The 25,999-nt window shown below is 56.2% G+C and carries 20 protein-coding genes; 2 read left to right on the forward strand and 18 right to left on the reverse strand.

What is annotated here, in order from left to right:
- Positions 1-272: 272 nt before the first annotated feature.
- The 18 genes from DW806_RS07330 to DW806_RS07415 form a co-directional block, all read right to left on the reverse strand.
- Positions 273-1,640, reverse strand: coding sequence for a sodium-dependent transporter (locus DW806_RS07330; RefSeq protein ID WP_118729547.1), 1,368 nt, complete (start codon positions 1,638-1,640; stop codon positions 273-275).
- A gap of 81 nt (positions 1,641-1,721) precedes the next feature.
- Positions 1,722-2,222: a tRNA adenosine(34) deaminase TadA gene (gene tadA, locus DW806_RS07335; protein WP_116705133.1), complete on the reverse strand. Its 501-nt coding sequence runs from the start codon at positions 2,220-2,222 to the stop codon at positions 1,722-1,724.
- Positions 2,223-2,229: 7 nt separating this feature from the next.
- Positions 2,230-3,189: an SHOCT domain-containing protein gene (locus DW806_RS07340; protein ID WP_118729548.1), complete on the reverse strand. Its 960-nt coding sequence runs from the start codon at positions 3,187-3,189 to the stop codon at positions 2,230-2,232.
- A gap of 25 nt (positions 3,190-3,214) precedes the next feature.
- Positions 3,215-4,246: a rod shape-determining protein gene (locus DW806_RS07345; RefSeq protein WP_118360532.1), complete on the reverse strand. Its 1,032-nt coding sequence runs from the start codon at positions 4,244-4,246 to the stop codon at positions 3,215-3,217.
- 153 nt (positions 4,247-4,399) lie between these two features.
- Entirely contained in the window at positions 4,400-5,317 is a 918-nt protein-coding gene (locus tag DW806_RS07350) for a type II secretion system protein (RefSeq protein ID WP_118729549.1), read from the reverse strand.
- Between the two features lie 14 nt (positions 5,318-5,331).
- Positions 5,332-7,563, reverse strand: coding sequence for an SF1B family DNA helicase RecD2 (gene recD2, locus DW806_RS07355; protein ID WP_243022675.1), 2,232 nt, complete (start codon positions 7,561-7,563; stop codon positions 5,332-5,334).
- Positions 7,564-7,583: 20 nt separating this feature from the next.
- On the reverse strand, positions 7,584-7,883 hold the full coding sequence (locus DW806_RS07360) for a hypothetical protein (protein ID WP_118480518.1): 300 nt from the start codon (positions 7,881-7,883) through the stop codon (positions 7,584-7,586).
- Positions 7,884-8,348: 465 nt separating this feature from the next.
- Positions 8,349-8,567, reverse strand: coding sequence for a hypothetical protein (locus tag DW806_RS07365; protein ID WP_110436542.1), 219 nt, complete (start codon positions 8,565-8,567; stop codon positions 8,349-8,351).
- Positions 8,568-8,683: 116 nt separating this feature from the next.
- On the reverse strand, positions 8,684-9,886 hold the full coding sequence (gene tuf, locus DW806_RS07370; RefSeq protein WP_116705138.1) for an elongation factor Tu: 1,203 nt from the start codon (positions 9,884-9,886) through the stop codon (positions 8,684-8,686).
- Between the two features lie 91 nt (positions 9,887-9,977).
- Entirely contained in the window at positions 9,978-12,083 is a 2,106-nt protein-coding gene (gene fusA, locus DW806_RS07375; RefSeq protein WP_118360477.1) for an elongation factor G, read from the reverse strand.
- A 39-nt stretch (positions 12,084-12,122) separates the two neighbouring features.
- Positions 12,123-12,593 carry a 30S ribosomal protein S7 gene (rpsG, locus tag DW806_RS07380; protein WP_181967828.1) on the reverse strand — a complete coding sequence of 157 codons (471 nt, stop codon included), beginning with the start codon at positions 12,591-12,593 and terminating at the stop codon, positions 12,123-12,125.
- Between the two features lie 335 nt (positions 12,594-12,928).
- A complete protein-coding gene (gene rpsL / locus DW806_RS07385) occupies positions 12,929-13,348 on the reverse strand; it encodes a 30S ribosomal protein S12 (protein WP_110436538.1) in 420 nt (139 codons plus the stop codon).
- A gap of 66 nt (positions 13,349-13,414) precedes the next feature.
- The gene (locus DW806_RS07390) at positions 13,415-13,657 is read right to left on the reverse strand and encodes a ribosomal L7Ae/L30e/S12e/Gadd45 family protein (RefSeq protein ID WP_110436537.1); all 243 of its coding nucleotides are present in this window, start codon (positions 13,655-13,657) and stop codon (positions 13,415-13,417) included.
- 575 nt (positions 13,658-14,232) lie between these two features.
- On the reverse strand, positions 14,233-17,766 hold the full coding sequence (gene rpoC / locus DW806_RS07395) for a DNA-directed RNA polymerase subunit beta' (protein WP_116705140.1): 3,534 nt from the start codon (positions 17,764-17,766) through the stop codon (positions 14,233-14,235).
- Positions 17,767-17,819: 53 nt separating this feature from the next.
- Complete coding sequence (gene rpoB, locus DW806_RS07400; protein ID WP_118729551.1) at positions 17,820-21,560, reverse strand: DNA-directed RNA polymerase subunit beta; 3,741 nt, start codon at positions 21,558-21,560, stop codon at positions 17,820-17,822.
- Positions 21,561-22,359: 799 nt separating this feature from the next.
- Positions 22,360-23,082, reverse strand: coding sequence for an amino acid ABC transporter ATP-binding protein (locus DW806_RS07405; RefSeq protein WP_118729552.1), 723 nt, complete (start codon positions 23,080-23,082; stop codon positions 22,360-22,362).
- Entirely contained in the window at positions 23,069-23,818 is a 750-nt protein-coding gene (locus DW806_RS07410; RefSeq protein ID WP_118729556.1) for an amino acid ABC transporter permease, read from the reverse strand. Before DW806_RS07410 ends, DW806_RS07405 begins: the two co-directional genes overlap by 14 nt.
- Before the next feature lie 117 nt (positions 23,819-23,935).
- The gene (locus DW806_RS07415; protein WP_118285317.1) at positions 23,936-24,745 is read right to left on the reverse strand and encodes a basic amino acid ABC transporter substrate-binding protein; all 810 of its coding nucleotides are present in this window, start codon (positions 24,743-24,745) and stop codon (positions 23,936-23,938) included.
- Between the two features lie 393 nt (positions 24,746-25,138).
- On the opposite strand from DW806_RS07415, the gene DW806_RS07420 reads away from it, so the two are divergent.
- Both DW806_RS07420 and DW806_RS07425 read left to right on the forward strand, forming a co-directional pair.
- Positions 25,139-25,387 carry an SH3 domain-containing protein gene (locus tag DW806_RS07420; protein WP_118729553.1) on the forward strand — a complete coding sequence of 83 codons (249 nt, stop codon included), beginning with the start codon at positions 25,139-25,141 and terminating at the stop codon, positions 25,385-25,387.
- A 160-nt stretch (positions 25,388-25,547) separates the two neighbouring features.
- The coding region (locus DW806_RS07425) for an FAD-binding oxidoreductase (protein ID WP_243022676.1) at positions 25,548-25,999 on the forward strand (452 nt) is incomplete at its 3' end.

A 25,999-nucleotide genomic window follows, 5' to 3' on the forward strand; every position in this document is an offset into this window, starting at 1 on the left:
GCTTTCGCGGTGCTTTCAGCTTGTCGAAAAAGCAATATTCGATTTTTATGCTTCGTGCGGCAGCACGCATTCAATCGAATTTGCTTTGCAAATTCATAAATTCCGGGAGCATGTATCTCGGAATTTATACAAGGGAAGAAAAAATGTGTCCGCAGGACGCGGTTTTTCTTCGAGATTCGCTCGAAAGCGTGCTTTCAATCGAGAGGCTGCTCGAAAAACAGAGTTTTTCGACAGCCTCAAAGCACCGCTTTCGCGGTGCTTTTCGCATTTCTTTAGAAGAACTTATCCTTAATGCCGAGTGCAAAGATGATGAGCACGATAATCGGCAGGATATAGCTTACATAGAAGCGGATATTATCCTTGACCTTGAATCCGCCGCCTTCGTTGGCCTCTTCCTTGAAGTTCTTCCAGCCCCAGCCGCAGCGGGAGGTGCAGAACAGCAGGTAAACCAGCGAACCGAGCGGCAGCCAGATGTTGGACACGAGGAAGTCCTCGAGGTCGAGCACGTTCGAGCCTGCGCCGAACGGCTGGAAGCCGGACCAGACATTGAAGCCGAGCACGCACGGCAGCGACAGCAGGATCATCAGCACGATGTTGATGGCTGCAGTCTTTTTGCGGCTCCAGCCGGTCAGATCCATGCAGCAGGACATGATGTTCTCAAACACGGCGAGGACGGTCGAGAAGGCCGCAAACGCCATGAATACGAAGAACAGACTGCCCCACAGGCGGCCGAGCGCCATGTGGTTAAAGATATTCGGCAGCGTAACGAAGATCAGGTTCGGACCGCTGTCCGGTGCCACGCCGAAGGCAAAGCACGCCGGGAAGATGATCAGACCGGCAGTAAATGCTACGAACGTATCCAGAATCGCAACATTGACGGCCTCGCCGAGCAGCGCACGGCCCTTGCCGATATAGCTGCCGAAGATAGCCATCGCGCCGATGCCGAGCGACAGCGTGAAGAACGCCTGATTCATCGCGGCAACGATAACATTGGCGATGCCGCACTCCTGCATACGGCCGAGATCCGGAATCAGATAGAAGCGCAGGCCCTCGCCCGAGCCTTCGGTCATGATGCTGTTGATCGCCAGAACGACCATGATGGCCAGCAGAATGATCATCATCACCTTGGTAACGCGCTCCAGACCGCCCTGTAGACCGAACGAGTTGATCATAAAGCCGATGACAACAACCGCAACCATGCAGACCGTCATAACCACCGGCTTGCCGAGCATTTCCGGGAAGGCTGCCTGCACCTGCTCACCGGTCGCGCCGACAAATCGGCCGCTGACCGTCAGGTAGAAGTAGTACAGCATCCAACCGCACACGGTGGTGTAGAACATCATCAGCAGATAGTTGCCTATCATCGCCAGATAGCCGTGGATGTGCCACTTGCTGCCCGGCTTCTCGAGCGCCTGATACGCCCGCACCGGACTTTTCTGGCTCGCACGGCCGATGGCAAATTCCATCGTCATGATCGGCAGACCGAGGATGAGCAGGAACAGCACATAGCACACGACGAACGCGCCGCCGCCGTACTGACCGACCATCCACGGGAACTTCCATACGTTGCCCACGCCGATGGCACAGCCTGCGGAAAGCAGGATGAAGCCGAGGCGCGAGCCGAGTCTTTCTCTTGGCATTGTTTATTTTTCCCCTTTTTTTCTGTGCCGCGTATTGAGCAAACTGCAATATCGGCACGACTTACATACTATAATCAAGCGTCATGATTGTTCTTCGACGCGTGATTTCTCTAATTTTCGGATTTCTTTCCGTTTTTTACGCAGCTCGCGGAAGAAATTCCGCAGAATGTCCGCGCATTCCTGCTCCAGCACGCCGCTCACCAGCGCAGGCTGATGATTGTACGGCAGTGCGAACAGGTTTATCAGCGAGCCGCACGAGCCGGCCTTCGGGTCGGGTGCACCGTAGTACACGGTTTTCATGCGCGAGTTGATGAGCGCACCTGCGCACATCGGGCACGGCTCGAGCGTAACGTACAGGTCGCAGCGGTGCAGCCGCCAACCGCCCAGCTTTTTACACGCCTTCTCGATGGCCTCGATTTCTGCATGGTGCAGTGCGTTTTTCTTTGTTTCCCGTCGGTTGCGTCCGCGTCCGACAATTTTGCCGTCGCAGACAACCACCGCGCCGACCGGCACTTCGCCTTCGTCCGCCGCCTTTTGCGCCAGCTTGAGCGCGGCCTTCATATATTTTTCCTGTTCGGTCATAAATTCCTCAGATTTTCCCGAGCAGACGCGCTTTCGCCTGCTCAAATTCTTCCCGCGTAACAAAGCCGCGGTCGCACAGTCCGGCGAGGATATCAAGCTGCTCGACCGGCGTCGGTGTGCGGTCGCTCAGCGCCACCTCGTCAAATTCCTTTTCCGGAATGAGCGCGCCAAACGCCGCAAGGCTGTCCGGCGAAAACCGCAGGTCCACGCGCCGGTTTTCCCACTGCACCCGAAGCTGCACATAGCGTTCATCGTGCTGCACCTGCTCGGTGCGGACCGGTTCGGACTGCACCGCCGCCTCGATGGCGCGTCCATGCGGATTGAACGAAAACGGATGTTCCCAGCCTGCCCAGTATGCCGCCGAGCGGTCAACGGTCACGCCGCCGCCGGATACGCGCGTTTCCGTGCGCATGCCGCCGCACAGACGGTAAAACCGGATTGCCTGCACCGGCAGTTCGCCGCTGTACAGGTTGTCCTTGCCCGTGTAAAGGTTTCTGTCGCGCCGGAAAAAGCACAGCGTATCGCCTTCGCGCCAGACCTCCAGCTTGCCCTTTGACAGCAGCTCACCGCCATCCGTCACCCTCACCAGAAAGGACTTTTCAGGCGGGTTCTTCGGCTCTCCGGCACTGCGGCAGTCCAGTCCCCATTCCTGCAGCACCGCAAGGTTTTCCGCACGGTACGGCACGGAAAGCGCCGCCTTTGTGCCGCGCACATCGGTCAGCGTCAGCGCGATCGGACGCACCTTGTACACGCGGAGCAGACCCTGTATTTCGTCCGGCTCGCTTGACACCGGCTCAGCGCCGAGTGCATAGCTGTGCTTGTCCAGCGTGAGCGGCAGCTGTTCGCTGCCCTCGTCGGTCGGCACGAGCGTCCATGCCGCTGGGTCGGAAAACAGATAATACCTGCCTGCCGATACGAACGGTGCGTCATTTCGGATGGTTACGGTCACGTTTGCTGCACTGCTCATCGCGGAAACCTCCCTCTATGTATCCTTATCGCTTCATTTGCCGCTGGCGCGAAAGATTCATCGTGCCGTCCTGCATTTTCGACAGGTTTTCCAGACAGTTGCCCGTGCCGTATGCCACGCAGGAGACCGCTTCGTCCGCAACGCGCGTCGGAATGCCGGTCTTGGAGGCGATCAGCTTATCGAAGCCCCAGATCAGCGAACCGCCGCCTGTCATGGTGATGCCGTTGGCGGAAATGTCGCCGGTCAGCTCGGGAGGTGTGCGCTCGAGCACCCAGTGCACCGCCTCGACAATCGCTGAGGAGACCTCCTCGAGCGCATCGAGAATCTCACTCGAGCTTACGGTAAACGTGCGCGGCAGACCGGTCATCAGACAGCGTCCCCTGACCTCCATGATCGCTTCCTCGCTGCGCGGATACACACAGCCGACCGTGCGCTTGATCTCCTCTGCCGTGCGGTCGCCGATCAGCGCATTGTGCTTGCGGCGGACGTACTTGACAATAGCCTCGTCGAACTTATCGCCCGCGACCTTGATGGACGTGGATTCGACGATGCCGCCGAGCGAAATAACCGCCACATCGGTCGTGCCGCCGCCAATATCGACCACCAGATTGCCGTTGGCCCTGTTGATGTCGATGCCCGCGCCGATGGCCGCCGCGACCGGCTCCTCGACCAGAAAAACGCGCTTTGCGCCCGCCTGCGTGCCCGCATCAATGACGGCACGCTCCTCCACCTCGGTGATGATTGACGGCACGCAAATAACCACATTCGGCTTGAACAGGTGGATACCCTGCACCTTTGCGATGAATTCCTTGATCATGCGCTCGGTCATCTCGTAATCCGAAATAACGCCCTCGCGCAGCGGACGGATGGCGACAATGTTGCCCGGTGTACGGCCAAGCATGCTCTGCGCTTCCTCGCCCACGGCAAGGATTTTGCCGGAAACCTTGTCCACCGCCACAACGGACGGCTCGTTAAGTACAACGCCCTTGCCCTTGACATAGACCAGCACGGTTGCCGTGCCGAGGTCGATGCCGATATCGCTTGAAAAAAGCGACATCTTTTTCGCGATTCTTTGCAGAAAAGAAGCCATATTTCATTCCTTTCTCCGCGCTCTGTTCGCGTGGATTGACAGTATTACCATTATACAGATTTTGTGCGCCATTTGCAAGACTCCGGGGCAAATACCGAAAATTCGACAGTGAAACCGGCATCACTCCGGCAGCGTGTTCTTATACTGCTGGAATCTTACATCGTTTTCCACCCGTTCTTTATAGGCTGCATACGCCTCCGCCAGCGTGTCATATTTCGTTCCTGTGGTATAATCCTTAAAGGTGTTGAAACTGTTGATATGGTCCGCAATCGCAACATAGCTTTTGCCCTTGTTGCTCCGGGCCGCGGTAATCGTTTCGGAGATGTAAAAGCCGCCGCTCGCCCGGCTGACAATGACCGGTATCTGCTTGCCCGCACCGACGGTATCTGTATCGACCGATGTCCAGAACAAATAGCGGTTGCTCTCGTTCGTGGAACTGCCGAGAAACGCCCATGTGCCCCTGTTCAGCAGGCTGTCGCTTCCGATCTCTTTCTTCACCTGGGGCACCATACTGGAATTGGGGCACTTCGAGTCGATCTCAAAATACTGATTATATTTCAGTGTCTTCAAAATGCCGGTCCGATCGAGTATGCCGTGCAGCTTCTCGTCCCATTTGATCGTGCTGCCCGCTGTGCTCTTGCCTTTCCAGTCAAACACGATCACAGCCGCTGCTCTGTCGTAGTACACCTCGCATTCCCCGCCCGCGGTAGGGATTCCTTTCCAGTTCGCGGTATCTCCTTGCGTCTTAGAATGGGTAACGCCTGCAATTGTAATGGGATCTCTCGACTGCCAGTCATCCTGCTTCTGCTTCAGCTTGACCGTCTTGCTCATGTTTTCGCTGTCCTGCTCCGTAACCGCAGCCAGCACATCAATATACGCCGCCCGCACCTCGATGAGGTCGGATGCCTCCAGACTTCTCTCGATATACTGTATCAGCGCCGGTATCATAAATGCCGCAAGGATCGCCAGAATGACCAGCACAACGATCAATTCCACCAGCGTAAATCCCTTGCGGGTATTTTTCTCTTTCTTCTGCATTTTATCAGCACCTTTTACTGAGTATCGGCTAACCTAAGACGAGCTTTCAGCGCGCTGTACCGTCTGCCCTTCTGGTTGTTATTTACCATATACGCTACCACATCCTGACTGCCGACGATAACCAGCAGGCGCTTCGCGCGTGTGATCGCGGTGTAGAGAATGTTGCGCGTGAGCAGCTTGCGCGGCAGACCGTCCGACAGAGCGAGCACCACCGCGTCGAACTCGCTGCCCTGCGATTTATGTACGGTGACGGCATACGCCAGCTCCAGCTCGTTCAGCATATCGAAGGTGTAGGTCGCAATGCGGTCGTCAAAGCGAATCACCATGCACTCCTGCTGCGGAAAAATGCGAATGATCTCGCCGACGTCGCCGTTGAACACGCCGGTTCCCTGCTCGTCATCCCCCTGCTTTTCCCACACGATGTCGTAGTTGTTTCGCACCTGCATCACGCGGTCGCCCTCGCGGAAAATGGTGTCTCCGAAGCGCTTTTCCAGCTTGCTTTCACTCGGTGGATTGAGCGCCTCCTGCAGACGGCGGTTAAGCGGAATGGTGCCGCTGCCGTGCCGCTTGGCAGGTGAAAGCACCTGTATCTGTGCAGGAGTGAAGCCGTAGTGCTTGGGCAGTCTCTGGGCGCAAAGCTGTGCTACCGTTTCGATAACAGACGCCGGATCCGCCCGTTTCATGATGAAAAAATCGCCGTCCGCACCAGATGGCCTTGGCATTTCACCTGCGTTGACCGCGTGCGCGTTCATAACGATATCCGACTGCTGCGCCTGACGGAAAATCTCGGTCAGCTGAATGGTCGGCACCCGATGTGAGGCGATCAGGTCGCGCAGGAAGTTGCCCGGACCGACCGGCGGCAGCTGATCGGCATCACCGACGAGCACGAGCCGTGCACCGTGCGGCAGCGCATTGATGAGTGCCTGCATGAGCGTGATGTCCACCATAGACACCTCGTCCAGAATGACCGCGTCGCACTCGAGCGGATTGGTCACACTGCGGGCAAACACCGTGCGTCCGCCGCCCGCAAAGCCTGCCTCGAGCAGCCGGTGGATGGTTTTCGCCTCCATGCCGGTCAGGTCGGAAAGACGTTTTGCCGCGCGGCCGGTCGGCGCAGCGAGCAGCGTGTCCAGTCCCAGCGCCTCAAACACCTGCAGGATGCCGCGCACCGTGGTCGTTTTGCCGGTGCCCGGGCCGCCGGTCAGGATAACAAGACCATTGCGTGCAGCCGTTGAAATCGCAAGCTGCTGTTTCTCGGAAAAAGTGAACTCACTGCTCTCCAAAAGCGTGGAAAGCAGCTCATCCACGTCAAAATCGTACTCATAATTGCGCTCTGCCATGTAGCTGAGCATTTCGGCAAGATAGGCCTCCGCGTCATGCATGTCGCGAAGATAGACCGCGTCGCGGTCCGCGATATGCTCGCGCACCAGCCGCCCCCTCTCCTCCAGACGGGAAATGCCGCGCAGCGCCCGATCCTCGTCCACGACCACGTCATCGTCGCTCAGCAGCATGCATACCGCGTACAGCAATTTTTCGACCGGAATGAACGTGTGGCCGTTGTTCAGGTTGAAGGTCAGCGTATACAGAATGCCCGCGTCCACGCGCTCATCGCTCAGCAGCGACAGTCCAAGCTCCATCGCCAGACCGTCCGCCAGCTTGAAATCCACATCATAGTATGGGTCACACAGCAGATACGGGTTCTCGCACAGCGCGTCGATGGCGCTGTCGTGCAGGCGCTTGTACAGCAGCGGCGTGAGCGCGACCGGCAGACCGTGTTCGCTCAGAAAGTCCATCAGCAGGCGCATTTCGCTCTGTTCGGTGAACTGACGGCCGATCTCTTTCGCCTTGCGGTCGGTAATGCCGCGCAGCTCCGACAGACGCTCCGGCTCGTGCATAAGAATGTCAAACGTGTCCTCACCGAACTTTTCCGCAATTTTTGCCGCCAGCCGCGGACCGATTCCGCGAATCAGGCCCGAACCGAGGTACTCCGCGATGCCGCGCACCGAGGTCGGCAGCCGGCGCTCAAACGCCTCGGTCGCAAACTGCTCGCCGTAGGTCGGGTGCGTCACCCAGCAGCCGGTCAGAATGACCTCCTCACCCAGTCCAATGTTGGGAAACGTGCCGGTCGCCGTGACCTCGGCTCCGTTTTCCGCAGCAAGGCGCAGCACGGCATAGCCGTTTTCGTCGTTGTAGTAAACGATCTGCTGCACCGTGCCGCGCACGATCAAATATTCTCTTTCGTCCAACGTCCCACCGTCCCAACTTGTCATTCCAGATAGGTTATGTCCTGCCGCGCCGCCATGTACTTGGCGATATTCTGTCCCTGTCCGCTGCCGATTTCGACAAATGTGATCAGCAGACCGGAAAAATACTGCCGCCGCACGCGCAGTGCTGCGCGGATCAGATGTTCACTGACGGCATCGCAGCCGTCTCCGTACAGCGTCAGTTCCGCCGAGCCGTGCAGCCGCAGCAGCCGCGCGGAGACGATCTCGTACACCGTGTGCAGCACGGTGTAAAATCCCACCGCGGCAAATACCGCCAGAACCGATTGCAGAAAAACAGACATGAGCGTTCCCTCCTGCTATCAGCCTATGCACGGAGGGAATACTTTGTTAGTATATAGTATAGCACAATTGTTCGGATAAGTAAACCGAGCAGAAAATCAGGGAATAATTGAAAATTGAGAATGGAGAATGAACGTGATGATAGAACGATAACCAAATTTCATTTCCCATTCTCAACTCTCCATTTCTGAAAAAGAGACGCTTTCGCGTCTCTTTTCAGTCTGTCAAAAAAGTATTATTTTAATTTTCACGCTTCGTGCGGCAGCACGCATAAAATAGAATTTGCGAAGCAAATTCATAAATTCCGGGAGCATGTATCTCGGAATTTATACAAGGGAAGAAAAAATGTGCCCGTAGGGCGCGGTTTTTCTTCAGTATTCGCTCGAAAGCGTGGTTTCGAGCGAGAGGCTGCTCGGAAAACGATAGTTTTTCGACAGCCTCAAAAGAGACGCTTTCGCGTCTCTTTTTCAGGTTTCGTGCTCTTTGCACCACTCGTTGAGCGTTTCCCGATCGGTGCCCTGCATGGAACAGGCGGTTCCGCAATCCCGTTCATTGGGCGGCAGCGAGATACCCTCGCTCATCTTTTCCTGTTCCCTCGCGGCCACTGCCGGTTTGCTGCGGCGCAGCCACTCGAACGCCTTCGCGGCGGCCCGGAGCTGATAGCGGTTTTCGTGATTTTCCGACATAATTGCATCCCTCCTTCGCATAGTATGCGCAGGAAAGAGGATTTTACGCACAAAAAAAGCTCCCATGCCGAAGCATGGGAGCTTGTAAATTGCGTTATGCTATTGCTTAACTGAAATTAAGCGTTGATAGCGGTTACGACGCCGGAACCTACGGTGCGGCCACCCTCACGGATAGCGAAACGCAGGCCTTCCTCGATAGCGATCGGGGTGATCAGCTCAACGTCCATCTCAACGTTATCGCCCGGCATGCACATCTCAGTGCCTTCCGGCAGAGTGATAACGCCAGTAACGTCGGTGGTACGGAAGTAGAACTGCGGACGGTAGTTGTTGAAGAACGGAGTATGACGGCCGCCCTCTTCCTTCTTCAGAACGTATACCTGACCGTGGAACTTGGTGTGCGGGTGAATGGAGCCCGGCTTAGCCAGAACCTGGCCACGCTCAACCTCGTTCTTCTGGATGCCGCGGAGCAGAGCGCCGATGTTGTCGCCAGCCTCAGCGTAGTCCAGCAGCTTGCGGAACATCTCGATACCGGTTACAACGGTCTTGCGCGGAGCGTCCATCAGACCAACGATCTCAACTTCCTCGCCCATCTTCAGCTGGCCACGCTCTACACGGCCGGTAGCTACGGTACCACGACCGGTGATGGAGAATACGTCCTCGACCGGCATGATGAACGGCTTGTCAGCAGCACGGTCCGGGGTCGGGATATAAGAGTCAACAGCGTCCATCAGCTCGTGGATGCACTTGTACTCCGGAGCGTTCGGATCCTTGGAGTCGCAGGTCAGAACGTTCAGAGCGGAACCACGGATTACCGGAACGTCGTCGCCCGGGAAATCGTAAGAGGACAGCAGCTCACGGATCTCCATCTCAACCAGGTCGAGCAACTCCTCGTCGTCTACCTGATCAGCCTTGTTCATGAAGACAACGATATACGGAACGCCTACCTGACGGGACAGCAGGATGTGCTCGCGGGTCTGCGGCATCGGGCCGTCAGCAGCGGATACAACCAGGATAGCACCGTCCATCTGAGCAGCGCCGGTGATCATGTTCTTAACGTAGTCGGCATGGCCCGGGCAGTCAACGTGAGCGTAGTGACGCTTAGCGGTGTGATACTCAACGTGTGCGGTGTTGATGGTAATGCCGCGCTCCTTCTCCTCCGGAGCCTTGTCGATTGCGTCGTATGCCTGATACTCAGCATCGCCCTCGAGAGCCAGAACCTTGGTGATTGCAGCGGTCAGAGTGGTCTTGCCGTGGTCAACGTGGCCGATGGTGCCAATGTTAACGTGCGGCAGAGAACGGTCAAATTTTTCCTTTGCCATTGTGGATATCCTCCTCGTAAAATGAATTAAAAGTCATGTTGCATTTATTTTACTGCATTTCGAGAAAAAATGCAATAGGGTGCAGCAGATTTTAGTCGTTGTTTTTGTTACGGTTGTCGATGATCTTCTCCTGAATGCTCTTCGGCACTTCAGTGTAGTGGCTCGGCTGCATGGTGTACTGACCACGGCCCTGGGTGCGGGAACGCAGAGCAGTTGCGTAACCGAACATCTCGCTCAGCGGAACGCCGGCAGAGATAGCCTGTACGCCGCCGCGCGGCTCCATGCCCTGGATCTGGCCACGACGGGAGTTCAGGTCGCCGATAACGTCGCCCATGTACTCCTCCGGTACCATTACGTCAACCTGCATGATCGGCTCCATCAGAACCGGATCAGCCTTCTTCATGGCTTCCTTGAACGCCATAGAACCAGCGATCTTGAACGCCATCTCAGAGGAGTCGACTTCGTGGTAAGAGCCATCATACAGGGTTACCTTAACGTCAACAACCGGGTAGCCTGCGAGGATACCAGCCTGCATAGCGCCCTGGATACCCTGATTAACAGGCTCGATATATTCCTTCGGGATAGCACCGCCAACGATCTTGTTGATGAACTCGTAGCCCTTGCCGGACTCGTTCGGCTCAACGATGATCTTAACATGGCCGTACTGGCCCTTACCACCGGACTGACGAGCGTACTTCTGATCAACGTCAGCGGAGCGGCGGATGGTCTCCTTGTAAGCAACCTGAGGAGAACCTACGTTAGCCTCTACCTTGAACTCGCGCAGCAGACGGTCAACGATGATCTCCAGATGAAGCTCGCCCATACCAGCGATAATGGTCTGGCCGGTTTCCTCATCGGTGTAGGTCTTGAAGGTCGGGTCCTCTTCTGCCAGCTTAGCCAGCGCGATACCCATCTTCTCCTGACCAGCCTTGGTCTTCGGCTCGATCGCAACACGGATAACCGGGTCCGGGAACTCCATAGACTCGAGGATGATCGGGTGCTTCTCATCACACAGCGTATCGCCGGTGGTGGTGTTCTTAAAGCCGATGCCCGCAGCGATATCGCCGGAATATACGCAGTCGATATCCTGACGATGGTTAGCGTGCATCTGCAGAATACGGCCCAGACGCTCGCGCTGATCCTTGGTAGCATTCAGTACGGAGGAACCAGCGGTGATGGTGCCGGAGTATACGCGGAAGAACGTCAGACGGCCAACGAACGGGTCGGTAGCGATCTTGAACGCCAGCGCGGAGAACGGCGCGTCATCAGAAGACGGACGGGAATCCTCCTCGTCGGTCTGCGGGTTTACACCCTTGATGTCCGGGATGTCGGTCGGAGCCGGCATGTATTCGATAACAGCGTCCAGCAGCGGCTGTACGCCCTTGTTGCGGTATGCGGTGCCGCAGAGTACCGGAACGATCTCGTTGGCGATACAGCCCTTGCGGATTGCAGCCTTAACTTCCGGAATGGTCAGCTCTTCGCCCTCGAGGTACTTCATCATGAGGTCCTCGTCCAGCTCAGCAACGTGCTCCCACAGTTCGTCGTGGTACTGCTGAGCCTTCTCCATCATGTCAGCCGGAATATCCTCGTCGCGGATATCCTTGCCGAGGTCATCGTAGTAAACCTCAGCGCGCATGGTGATCAGGTCGATGATACCCTTGAAGGTATCCTCAGAGCCGATCGGCAGCTGAACCGGGACAGCGTTGCACTTCAGACGATCCTTCATCATGCCGACTACGTTGTAGAAGTCAGCACCCATGATGTCCATCTTGTTTACGAACGCCATACGCGGAACCTTGTACTTGTCAGCCTGATGCCAAACGGTCTCAGACTGCGGCTCTACGCCGCCCTTTGCACAGAATACGGTTACGGAACCGTCCAGTACACGCAGGGAGCGCTCTACCTCTACGGTAAAGTCAACGTGGCCCGGGGTGTCGATGATGTTGATACGATGCTCCGGGAACTGATGAGTAGAACCGGACCAGTGGCAGGTGGTAGCAGCGGAGGTGATGGTGATACCACGCTCCTGCTCCTGCTCCATCCAGTCCATGGTAGCGGTACCGTCGTGGGTATCGCCGATCTTATGGTTTACACCGGTGTAATACAGAATACGCTCGGTGGTAGTGGTCTTACCGGCGTCGATGTGCGCCATGATGCCGATATTTCTGGTTCTTTCCAGGGAATATTCTCTAGGCATATTGCTCTCCTTTCAAAGCGTTATGCGGAAACCGACAGATTAATAGCGGTAGTGTGCGAACGCCTTGTTCGCCTCTGCCATCTTGTGGGTATCCTCGCGCTTCTTAACAGCACCGCCCAGATTGTTGCAAGCGTCCAGGATCTCGCCTGCCAGACGCTCACGCATGGTCTTTTCAGAACGAGCGCGGGAGTACTTGGTGATCCAACGCAGGCCCAGGGTCTGACGACGCTCCGGGCGAACTTCCATCGGCACCTGGTAGGTAGCGCCGCCTACACGGCGAGCCTTAACTTCCAGGGTCGGCATGATGTTTTCCATAGCCTCGGTGAAAACCTCCAGCGGTTCACGACCGGTCTTTTCACGAACGATATCGAAAGCACCATAAACAACCTTCTGCGAAACGCCCTTCTTGCCGTCGAGCATGATAGAGTTTACCAGCTTGGTGACGAGCTTGGAATTATAAAGCGGATCGGGCAGAACGTCTCTCTTGGGGACATTACCTCTTCTTGGCACTTTACTTCCCTCCTTCAAAAATATTTGATTTCATAGGTACTTCGGCGGATCTTTGACCGCCGTTGTTCATGCCTGTCCGAGGTAAAGGCCCGATTTATGCAATCGGAACTAAAATGCCTCAGACAAAGCATAGCTGCTTTGCTGAAAAATAACTTTCTCGCAAAACCTTGTGGGTTGGCTCCTTGGCGGAGTAATTTCAGCCAGTACACATTATAATGTACTCGCGTTTTGAGCAAGTATGGTCGTGCAGGTCAAGGCGCGTCCCGCACGCCGCGTACAAAGGTACGCAAGTGTGGGCGCAACGCAGAGATGCGCGATCAGACGCCGCTCAAAAATTACTTGCCTGCCTTCGGGCGCTTAGCACCGTACTTGGAACGAGCCTGACGACGGTTAGCAACACCCTGGGTATCCAGAGTACCACGGATGATGTGGTAACGAACACCAGGAAGGTCCTTTACACGACCGCCGCGAACCATAACTACAGAGTGCTCCTGCAGGTTGTGGCCTTCACCGGGGATGTAAGCGGAAACTTCCATCTGGTTGGTCAGCTTTACACGAGCTACCTTACGAAGAGCAGAGTTCGGCTTCTTCGGGGTCATGGTCTTAACCGTGGTGCAAACGCCGCGCTTCTGCGGAGCGGACTGATCGGTAGCCTTCTTCTTCTGAGAATTGTAGCCTACCTGAAGAGCCGGTGCCGTAGACTTGGTAACGACTGCCTCACGACCCTTACGGACGAGTTGGTTAAAAGTTGGCATTTTATTTCCTCCTTCTTTCAAAGATATTTATGAAAAGCGCGTTTTGCGCAATTCAACAAAGAAAAATCAGTGCAGAACTACGACTACTGCCGCGCCGACATCAATGCCGACCGCATCGCCGAGCTCCGTCATCGTGGTGACCTCGGTAACTTCCATACCATGTTCACTGCAAAGCTCATAAATCGGTCCGACGACTCGTTTTTCTGCGTCCAGCGCAACAAAGACCTGTGCGGCTGCGCCGTCCCGAATCGCTTTTTTCGACTGCTTTACACCGATCACCTTGTGCGCCGTGTGAAGTTCTGAAAGCATAATATTCCTCCTATACGGCATACTCCCATAGTATACGGGTTTGTCCCCCTGTTGTCAAGTGTTTTCTCGAATTTTTTTATTTTTTACGAGATTTTTCTTTTCCAGACAAATTTGACACCTGGCAAAAGGAGTTTCCGCAGGATACATTCAATGATTACGCTATACCGTAGGGTGCGACGACCTCGGCGCACCGTTTCTAACGATTGGTGCACGTTATCCCGTAGGAGCGCCCACGCATCCGTTTAACCATAGCGCAGGAGGCCAATGGCCTCCCCTACGGGGGTAACATTATGCAAACGGTTTACCAATAAATATGTGCCTGTCGTTATCGGTTTGCGGGCGAACAATGTTCGCCCCTACGGGGCAGATTGTACAGACCGGATAGATACGGTGCGCCGTGGTCGTCGCACCCTACGGTATCCATTCAGCATAAAATTGAAACGGAGAAACATCGTAAACCGTCACGGTAATCCTCCATTCTCAATTTTCCATTCGGCACAAGCAAAAACAGGAGAACACCTTACAGTGTTCCCCTGTTTTGCTTAATCTATACAGCGTTTTCGGCTTTCTGCAAATCAGTCGAGATTTACAGTCTGCTCGTAGTGACCGGTACAGTAATCGGACACACCCGAGCCGGCCGGAATCAGCTTGCCGATGATTACGTTCTCCTTCAGACCCATCAGCGGATCGACCTTGCCCTTGATTGCGGCGTCGGTCAGCACGCGGGTGGTCTCCTGGAAGGATGCAGCGGACATCCAGGAATCGGTTGCGAGGGATGCCTTGGTGATACCCATGAGGGTCGGCTCCGCAACAGCCAGACGGAGACCTTCCTCGCCGGCGTCGATGCGTGCCTGCACCTTGTTGTTGTAATCCTCGAACTCGAGCCAGTCCATAACAGAACCCGGCAGAACCTCTGCGTCGCCTGCGTCCTCAACGCGAACCTTGCGCATCATCTGACGAACGATAACCTCGATATGCTTATCGTTGATATCTACGCCCTGCTGACGGTAAACCTTCTGAACTTCCTTGATCTCGTAGTCGTGAACGGCGCGAGGATCGAGGATACGCAGAATGTCATGCGGGTTGAGCGAGCCTTCGTTCAGCTGGAAGCCCTGCGGAATCTCCTGACCGTCGGTTACGCGGATACCGGAGGACGAAGCCAGCTGGTAGGAACGCATATCGCCGGTCTGCGGGTTGACGATGTTGACGGTCTTGACGGTGGTGCGCTTGGACTCCTCGATGGAGACCATGCCGCCGATCTCGGCCAGCGTTGCAGCCTTCTTCGGCTTACGCGCCTCGAACAGCTCCTCAACTCGCGGAAGACCCTGCGTAATATCCGAACCTGCGACACCGCCGGTATGGAAGGTACGCATGGTAAGCTGGGTACCCGGCTCGCCGATGGACTGTGCTGCGATGATACCGACAGCCTCGCCCTTGCCGACCGGCGTGCCCATTGCCAGGTTGATGCCGTAGCAGTGCGCGCAGACACCCTTGCGGGCACGGCACTCGAGCACGGAGCGGATCTGAACGCGGGTGATGCCGGCGCCGACAACCGCATCGGCGTCAGCCTCGGTCATCATCTTGCTCTTCGGTACGATAACCTCGCCGGTCTCCGGATTTACGATATCGTCAACCGGGAAGCGGCCGAGCAGACGCTCGCGCAGCGGCTCGATGATCTGGTTGCCTTCCTTGATATCCTCTACCCAGATACCCTTGGTTGCACCGCAGTCGTCCTCGCGGATGATAACGTCCTGAGAAACGTCTACCAGACGGCGGGTCAGGTAACCCGAGTCAGCGGTACGCAGTGCGGTATCGGCCATGCCCTTTCGAGCACCGCGGGCAGCGATGAAGTATTCGAGTACGGTCAGGCCTTCACGGAAGTTGGACTTGATCGGGATTTCGATGGTCTTACCGGAGGCGGATGCCATCAGGCCTCGCATACCGGCCAGCTGACGGATCTGGTTGATAGAACCACGGGCACCGGAATCAGCCATCATGTGAATCGGGTTGTAGCGCTGCTCCTTCATGTTGGCCTGCAGCTTTGCGGTAACCTTCTTGGTGGTCTCTTCCCACTCGGCTACGGTCAGACGGTAGCGCTCCTGATCGGTGATAAAGCCGCGCTTGTACTTGCGGTCGATCTTGGCAACCTTCTTCTCGGACTCGCGGATCATCTCGTCCTTGCCTTCCGGCACGAGCATGTCGGCTACGGCTACGGTCAGCGCACCCTTAGTGGAGTACTTGTAGCCCATCGCCTTGATGGAGTCGAGCACCTCAGCGGTGATGTGGAAGCCGTGTACGCGGATACACTTGTCAATGATCTTGCCAAGCTCCTTCTTGCCGCAGGTGAACATGATCTCAAGATCAAACTTCTTGGACGGATCCGAGCGGTCAACAAAGCCGAGATCCTGCGGGATGCGCTCGTTGAAGATCAGACGGCCCGGGGTCGCGTCTACGATAGCGGACTCGGTCTTGCCGTTTACTTCCTTGGACAGACGAACCTTGATCGGCGCGTGAATGCCAACGATACCCTCGTTGTACGCCATCAGCGCCTCGTCCACGTTGCGGAATACCTTGCCGGCGCCCGGCTCGGTATCGCGGTCGATGGTCAGGTAGTAGGAGCCGAGGACCATATCCTGAGACGGAATGGTAACCGGCTTGCCGTCCTGCGGCTTGAGCAGGTTGTTCGCGGACAGCATCAGCAGACGGGCCTCAGCCTGTGCCTCTGCGGACAGCGGAACGTGAACTGCCATCTGGTCGCCGTCGAAGTCGGCGTTGAATGCGGTACATACCAGCGGATGCAGGCGGATCGCACGGCCTTCTACGAGGACCGGCTCGAACGCCTGAATGCCCAGACGGTGCAGGGTCGGTGCACGGTTCAGCATAACCGGATGACCCTTGATGATGCCCTCGAGCACGTCCCATACCTCGGGCTTTGCGCGCTCTACCATCTTCTTGGCAGACTTGATGTTCTGTGCGGTGCCGTCCTCAACCAGCTTCTTCATAACGAACGGCTTGAACAGCTCGAGTGCCATTTCCTTCGGCAGACCGCACTGATAGATCTTCAGATCCGGGCCTACGACGATAACCGAACGGCCGGAGTAGTCAACTCGCTTGCCGAGCAGGTTCTGACGGAAACGGCCCTGCTTGCCCTTCAGCATGTCGGACAGAGACTTGAGTGCACGGTTGTTCGGGCCGGTGACCGGACGGCCGCGGCGGCCGTTATCGATCAGGGCGTCAACAGCCTCCTGCAGCATGCGCTTCTCGTTGCGCACGATGATGTCCGGCGCACCCAGCTCGAGCAGGCGCTTGAGGCGGTTGTTGCGGTTGATGACGCGGCGGTACAGGTCGTTCAGGTCGCTCGTTGCGAAGCGGCCGCCGTCCAGCTGTACCATCGGGCGGATTTCCGGCGGGATGACCGGAACAACGTCCATGATCATCCACTCCGGGCGGTTGTGCGACAGACGGAACGACTCAACGACCTCGAGGCGCTTGATGATGCGCAGGCGCTTCTGGCCGGAAGCCTCACGCAGCTCTGCGGTCAGCTCCTTGGAGAGCTGGTCGAGGTCCAGCTCTGCGAGCAGCTCCTTGATGGACTCCGCGCCCATGCCGGCACGGAAGTCCTCGTCGTACTTTTCACGCATGTCGCGGTACTCAGCCTCGGTCAGGATCTGCTTCTTCATCAGCGGCGTGTCGCCCGGATCGATTACGATATAGTTTGCAAAGTACAGGACCTTCTCCAGTACACGCGGGCTGATATCAAGGATCAGGCCCATGCGGGACGGGATGCCCTTGAAGTACCAGATGTGCGATACCGGCGCTGCCAGCTCAATGTGGCCCATGCGCTCGCGGCGGACCTTGGCCTTGGTGACCTCAACGCCGCACTTGTCGCAGATCTTGCCCTTGAAGCGGACCTTCTTGTACTTGCCGCAGTGGCACTCCCAGTCCTTGGTCGGTCCAAAGATACGCTCGCAGAACAGGCCATCGCGTTCCGGCTTGAGCGTACGGTAGTTAATGGTTTCGGGCTTCTTTACCTCGCCGTAAGACCACTGGCGGATCAGCTCGGGCGAAGCCAGACCGATCTTAATGGCGTTAAACGTATGATATCCCATATATTTTAAGATGCTCCTTCCCTATTCACAGATGATTTCACTTACGCTCAGCCTTATTCGCCCAGACCGTCGTCGAAATCACCTTCGGCATCGTCACCGCCATCCTCGGCGGGGTTATCCAGTGCAAAGAGATCGGTGTCGCCTTCCTCGGCATCGTTGATGCCGAAGCCTGCTGCGGTGAACTCGTCATCCGCGCCGGAGACAGCCTGCTCCATCGGACGGGTGTACTCAGCGGTCTCCTCGTCGTCGTCCTCAGACAGCTCGATCACTTCCATGTTCTCGTCCAGAACCTGAATATCCAGACACAGAGCCTGCAGCTCCTTGGTGAGTACCTTGAAGGATTCCGGAACGCCCGGCTGCGGTACGTTGTGACCCTTGACGATCGCCTCGTAGGTCTTGACACGGCCGGTGATATCGTCGGACTTGACGGTCAGGATCTCCTGCAGGGTATATGCGGCGCCATATGCTTCCAGCGCCCAAACTTCCATCTCGCCGAAGCGCTGGCCGCCGAACTGCGCCTTGCCGCCCAGAGGCTGCTGGGTTACGAGCGAGTACGGGCCGGTCGAACGAGCATGGATCTTATCGTCTACCAGATGATGCAGCTTGAGGTAATACATATAACCAACGGTTACGCGGTTATCGAACTTCTCACCGGTACGGCCGTCGTATACGACGCTCTTGCCGTCCTCGTTAACGCCTGCTGCAACCAGCGTCTCCTTGATATCCTCGAGCGTTGCGCCGTCGAATACCGGGGTCTCGACCTTCCAGCCGAGCTTCTTAGCTGCGAAGCCAAGGTGAACCTCGAGCACCTGACCGATGTTCATTCGGGACGGTACGCCCAACGGGTTCAGTACGATGTCGAGCGGACGGCCATCCTCCAGGAACGGCATATCCTCCTGCGGCAGAATGCGGGAAACGACACCCTTGTTACCATGACGGCCTGCCATCTTATCGCCGACAGAGATCTTACGCTTCTGCGCGATATAAACGCGGACAACCATGTTGACACCGGGAGACAGCTCGTCGCCGTTCTCGCGGGTAAATACCTTAACGTCTACAACGATACCGGATTCGCCGTGCGGCGCACGCAGAGAGGTATCACGAACCTCGCGGGCCTTCTCGCCAAAGATTGCGCGGAGCAGGCGCTCCTCTGCGGTCAGCTCGGTCTCGCCCTTCGGGGTAACCTTGCCGACCAGAATGTCACCGGCACGAACCTCAGCGCCAACGCGGATGATGCCGCGCTCGTCGAGGTTGCGGAGTGCGTCCTCGCCGACGTTCGGGATATCACGGGTGATCTCCTCAGGTCCAAGCTTGGTATCACGGGATTCGGACTCGTACTCCTCGATATGGATGGAGGTGTAAACATCGTCGCGTACCAGACGCTCGTTCAGCAGTACAGCGTCCTCGTAGTTGTAGCCTTCCCAGGTCATGAAGCCGATGAGGGCATTCTTGCCCAGTGCAACCTCGCCCTGATCGGTAGACGGGCCGTCGGACAGAACGTCGCCTGCCTTGACACGCTCGCCCAGATCAACGATCGGGCGCATGTTGATACAGGTGGACTGGTTGGAACGCATGAACTTGGTCAGCGGATAGGTCTTGTCGGTGCCGTTGTCATAGTGTACGCAAACCTCGCGGGCGGTTACGCGGGTAACAACGCCGTCACCCTCTGCCAGCGGAATCGTACCGGAGTCAACAGCTGCCTTGTACTCCATGCCGGTTGCAACGATCGGAGCCTCGGTGCGGAGCAGCGGTACGGCCTGACGCTGCATGTTCGCGCCCATCAGTGCGCGGTTTGCGTCGTCGTGGTCGAGGAACGGGATGAATGCGGTAGCAACCGAGATCATCATGCGCGGAGAAACGTCCATCAGGTCAACGTCCTTGCGATCTACCTCGACGAACTCGTCGCGCATACGGCAGGTTACACGGTCGTTTACGAGGTTGTTGTTCTCGTCGAGCGGCTCGGTAGCCTGGCAGACGATGTACTCGTCCTCGACGTCCGCGGTCATGTAGCGAACCTCGTCGGTAACGTGGCAGCGGACCTCGCCGGTTTCCTCGTCCTTGGTCTTTTCGATAACGCGGTACGGCGCCTCGATAAAGCCGAAGTCGTTGATGCGTGCGTAGGTTGCCAGATAGGAGATCAGGCCGATGTTAGGACCTTCAGGGGTCTCGATCGGGCACAGACGGCCGTAATGCGAGTAGTGTACGTCTCGAACCTCGAAGGATGCACGGTCACGGGACAGACCGCCGGGACCGAGGGCGGACATACGGCGCTTGTGGGTCAGCTCAGCCAGCGGGTTGTTCTGGTCCATGAACTGCGAAAGCGGAGAGGAACCGAAGAACTCCTTGATGGCTGCAGTTACCGGGCGGATGTTGATCAGGGACTGCGGCGTAACAACGTCGAGATCCTGAATGGTCATGCGCTCGCGGATAACACGCTCCATGCGGGAGAAGCCGATGCGGAACTGGTTCTGTAGCAGCTCGCCTACGCAGCGCAGACGGCGGTTGCCCAGATGGTCGATATCGTCAACCGTGCCGATGCCGTGACCGAGGTTGAGCAGATAGCAGATGGAAGCGAGCATATCATCAACGATGATGGTCTTCGGAACCAGATCGAAGTGACGCTCCTTCACGGTCTTCTTCAGCTCGTCGCCCTGTACGCCGGAGTCGATGATCTCCTTGAGGACGGTGAAGCGAACCTTCTCCTTGAGACCCAGATCCTCTGCGGTTGCGCCGCCGAGGTACTCGGAGAAATCGTTTACGTCTACCATGCCGTTGCCGAATACCTTAACAGCAGTGCCTTCAGCAGACTCGATCACAACGCTGTTTACGCCGCGGGCAGCCATCATGGTTGCCTTCTCGCGGGAAAGAACCTCGCCGGCCTCTGCCAGAACCTCGCCGGTCATCGGGTCAGCGACTGCATTTACCAGCTTGTGGCCGGTGATGCGGCGTGCGATGTTCAGCTTCTTGTTGTACTTGTAGCGGCCGACTGCGGAAATGTCGTAGCGGCGCATATCGAAGAACATGGCGTCCATCAGAGAGGTAGCCGACTCCACAGAGGGCGGCTCGCCCGGACGCATCTTCTTGTAGATCTCGATGAGGGCTTCCTCGGCGGTGTGCGCCGGGTCCTTGTCGAGGGTTGCAACGATCAGCGGATCCTCACCGAACAGCTCCTTGATCTCGGCATCGGTCTTAACGCCGATGGCACGGATGAAGCTGGTGATCGGAATCTTGCGGTTTTTATCAATGCGAACGTAGAAAACGTCGTTTGCATCGGTCTCGTACTCGAGCCATGCGCCGCGGTACGGGATTACGGTAGCGGAGAGCAGAACCTTGTCGGTCTTGTCAAGCTCCTTGCCGTAGTATACGCCTGGGGAACGAACGAGCTGAGATACGATCGCGCGTTCTGCACCGTTGATGATGAAGGTAGCGGCGTGGGTCATCTTCGGGAAATCACCCATGAAGATTTCCTGCTCCTTGATCTCGCCAGTCTCCTTGTTGCGCAGACGCATGCGGACCTTCAGCGGAGTTGCATACGTTGCATCTCGTGCCTTGCACTCCTCAATGCTGTACTTCGGCTCCTCGTCCATCGAAAAATCGAGGAAGGAAAGCTCCAGATTTCCGGTGTAGTCCGTGATGGACGCGGTATCGTCAAAAACCTCACGCAGGCCCTGATCCAGGAACCATTCGTAAGACTTCTTCTGCACCTCGATGAGATTCGGCATTTCGAGAATCTCTTCGATTCGTGCAAAGCTCTTTCGTGTGGTTTTGCCGTGCTGTACGTCTTTCACCTTCATGTGCTTTGATCACTCCGTTTCTTTCGGCTGTTGGTGTTGGTTGATACGCCCGGCGGCGTTGCGAAAATATTGCTCTTGGTCTTGCAATTTCTTGCAGACCGTGCTAACATATACTTAGGAATCGGATAATGTACCCGATTTTATAAAGCGTTTTATTATACCATGATTTTTCACAGAATGTCAAGTATATTTTTGTACAAAAGGCAGAAGTTTTCTTCTGCCTTTCTTTTTTGCCTGAAAGCAGCTGTCGTTTTTCTCAGCACAGGCTGAGTGGGGTGCACAAACTGCGCACGCGGTTCATCCTTTCCGGGCGGCTTCTTTTCTGCACCGGCTGACCGGGGCACGCGAACTGCCGCAGGCGGGTTCGCCCCTGACGGGCGGAAAGTTTTTCGCTGAACCTCAGCAGAGGAATTCGCCGTCTGCGGACGGCGGGAGCGGCGCGGCACCCGCCGCGGGGGCAAAAAGGAAGGACAACCTGCGGTTTTCCTTCCTCTTTGAACTCCTACCTTTCCCTTATTCGTTAGTCTGGCGCAGATTGCCGACATGTGACCGCTTCGAAAAGGAGAACGGCAGAGGATTTTTACTTCCGTGTCTTTCTCTGCCAATTCGCAGTGTCAGATACCGTACTGCTACACATACCGGCTACTCTACGCAGGGGCGAACATTGTTCGCCCACGCAATGGTAAACCCTCACGGCCTTGCGCGAACGAAGCCTGTGCCATGACAGCGGCATTCTCCATTCTCAATTCCCCATTTCCGGCAAAATAAAAAGGACGCTCACGCGTCCTTTTTTATTTGCTTAGAGCACCTTCGACAGAAAATCCTTCAGTCTCGGATGCTGCGGATTTGCGAAGAACTCATTCGGCTCGTTCTGCTCTACGATATTGCCGCCGTCCATGAACAGCACGCGCGTTGCAACCTCGCGGGCAAAGCCCATCTCGTGGGTAACAACAACCATGGTCATGCCGTCATCAGCCAGCTCCTTCATGATTTCAAGCACCTCACCGACCATTTCCGGGTCAAGCGCCGAGGTCGGCTCGTCGAACAGCATCACGTCCGGATTCATTGCCAGCGCGCGCGCGATGGCGATACGCTGCTGCTGACCGCCGGAAAGCTGCGCCGGATAGCTGTCTGCCTTGTCCGGCAGACCGACACGCGCAAGCAGCTCGAGCGCACGCTTGTCTGCCTCTTCATCGGTCATGACCTTGAGCTTGACCGGTGCCAGCTTGATATTCTCGCGCACGGTCAGGTGCGGAAACAGGTTGAACTGTTGGAACACCATGCCCATACGGCGGCGCACCAGATTGATATCCGTGTCCTTGGCGGTGATGTTCTGTCCCTCGAAGATAATTTCGCCGCCGGTCGGCTCCTCGAGCAGGTTCAGGCAGCGCAGAAAGGTGGACTTGCCCGAGCCGGACGGGCCGATGACTACGACCTTCTCGCCCTTCTCGATATGCTCGTTGACACCCTTGAGCACCTCATGGTTGCCAAAGGATTTGTGCAGGTTTTTAACGTCGATCACTTTCGCGCAGCCTCCTCTCAAAAATGCCGAGCAGCTTGGTCAGGATGATAACGAGCACCAGATAGATGATCGCAAGGCTGACATACGGCACATAGGCCTGATAGGTATTGGACACAATATTCTGTGCCTGCTTGGTCACGTCGCGCAGCGCGATGACCGACACGAGCGAGGTATCCTTCAGCAGGGTGATCATCTCATTGCCGAGTGCCGGAAGAATGTTCTTGATCGCCTGCGGAATGACGATCAGGCGCATGGTCTGTGCATAGTTCAGGCCGAGCGAACGTCCGGCCTCCATCTGACCCGGATTGACCGACATCAGGCCGCCGCGCACGATCTCGGCAACATATGCGCCCGAGTTGATGCCCAGTGTAACAATACCGCACACCAGACGCGCTGTATCATCCTTAGGCACCATGATAACAAAGCCCATGATCAGCAGCTGAACCATCATAGGCGTACCGCGGATGACGGTCAGATACAGCTTGCAGACTGCGTTGAGAATGCTCAGAATGATGTTGCTTTTGCCCATGCGGCGGGAATCATGCGCCGTGCGGACTACCGCGATCAGCAGACCGATGATAACACCGAGGATCAGCGCACCGATCGTGACCGCAAATGTGATTTTCAGACCGTTCAGGAACCATTTCCAGCGGTCCGCTGCGATAAAGGTCTGGTACAGCTGGAACAGCAGGTTCCGCAGACCCTCCGGCAGATTGGCAACCGAATCCGGTACCATTTTCAGCCACTGGTCCATTGTAATACCGTTCACAGGTCATCCCCTCTTTCTTTTCATTTTACTGCAAAAGAGGGGCGGCGCTGAACCGTCCCTCTTCCTTTGTACGCGTTTGTTGATTTACTGTGCTGCGGAGTCAGCGCTGATATACTTGTCAACGATGGACTGCAGGGTGCCGTCACCCTCGAGCTCCTTCAGAGCGCCGTTTACCTTGTCGAGCAGCTCGGTGTTGCCCTTCTTGATAGCGATCGCGTAATCCTCGTCAGCGTAAGCGGTGTCGAGGATCTTGAGGCCGCTGTTTGCAGCAACATAGTTCTTAGCCGGCTCCTGGTCGATAACAACGCAGTCGATCTGATCATTTACCAGTGCAGCAACTGCGAGCGGACCGTTGTTGAACTGCTTTACATGCTCCTGACCGTAGTCACCGGTGCAGTAGATGTCGCCGGTGGTGCCGGTCTGAACGCCGATGTTCTTGCCCTCCAGATCATCCGGAGAAGCGATATCGGAACCATCCTTAACGATGATGACCTGAACGCCCTTTGCGTAGGAATCAGAGAAATCTACATTCTCCTGACGATCCGGGGTAACGGTCATGCCAGCCAGCGCCACGTCGATGGTGTCGCTCTGCAGCGCCGGGATCAGGGAATCGAACTCCATATCGGTGATCTCGAGCTTCATGCCCAGCTTGTCAGCGATAGCAGCAGCGATGTCCGCATCGATGCCCTGTACGTTGCCGTCGTCGCCAACGAACTCGTACGGCGGGAAAGTAGCGTTAGTGCCCATGCGCAGCGTGCCGCCGTCCGCAGAGGTAGAGGTGGTGGAATCCTGTGCGTCACTGCTGGAATCAGCGGTCTTGGAGCCGCCGCAGCCGGTCAGCAGCATAGAACCTGCCAGTACCATGCTCAGCATAGCAATGGAAAACTTCTTCATTTGTGTTAACTCCTTCCGATTTGACCCGTGCAAAACGGGCATCTCTTTCAAACAATGATTATTATACAGCGCGTTCTATAATAATGCAACCTAAATTTCAGCGAAAAACTATGGAAAAGCATTTATTTTTTCAGTAATCCTGACACAAGCAATCGGTAATTCGTTAAGGCAATACCGCATAATTGAACAAGAGTGATTTGCGAGTAAATTTTGCGTACTGACGAGGCACAGTTTTGCGGTAATACTTGATGTATTACCGTGAAACTGCAACAAAGTCAGGACACAAAATTTCCGCAAAGCACCGCAGTCTTAATTGTGCGGTGTTGCCTTAATTGCCAATTAACGCTCTGCATTTTTGCAGCATAGTCTGCATTAACCACAAGGAGGTGCCCTATGTCCCCTGTTCCTGTTATATATGTATCGCCTGCGTTTCGCACGGCCTGCGCCGAGCCGCGCGGCGCGCTTCTCCTGCTGCGCTCCGATCCGATTCGCTCCGCGCCGATTGTCGGCAGTGCGGCAAGCGGTGCGCGCCTGTTCATCCTGTGCGAGCAGAACGGCTGGTGTCATGTACGCACGCGCACAGCCTGCGGCTGGGTTCCTAAAACCGACATTGTGCTGTTTTACTGCCGTCCGGCTTTGTGAAGCTTTCGTCAAACCAGTTATTTTTTTGACAAACAAGGTGTGTTTTCATCAATTCTGACCATTTTTACTGCTGATTTTTCATTTTCACTTGCGTTGCTTAAAGCGATACAGTATAATGTAAAATGTTCGATGCGACAATCGCAAGGAGGTACGAAAAAGAGTGTATCAGATTTTGAAAAAGCAAACGCTGAACGCAAACACCAAGCTGATGGTGATCGAGGCACCGCACGTTGCCCGCAAGGCAGAGCCGGGTCAGTTCATCATCCTGCGTGTCAGCGCAGAAGGCGAGCGTATTCCGCTCACGATCGCAGATTTTGACCGTGAAAAGGGTTCTGTCACCATCATTTTTCAGGAGGTCGGCGCAACGACGATGGCGCTCGGCGCGCTGAACGAGGGCGACTGCCTGCATGATTTTGTCGGTCCGCTCGGCAAGGCGAGCGAGCTTGAGGGTCTCAAGAAGGTCGCTGTTGTCGGCGGCGGTCTGGGCTGCGCGATCGCATATCCGCAGGCCAAGAAGCTGCACGAAATGGGCGCTGAGGTTGACCTGATCGCCGGTTTCCGCAACAAGGACATCATCATCCTCGAGGACGAGATGAAGAACGCCTGCACCAA

The organism is Butyricicoccus sp. AM32-19 (genome assembly GCF_003480365.1).
GTDB lineage: Bacteria > Bacillota > Clostridia > Oscillospirales > Butyricicoccaceae > Agathobaculum > Agathobaculum butyriciproducens.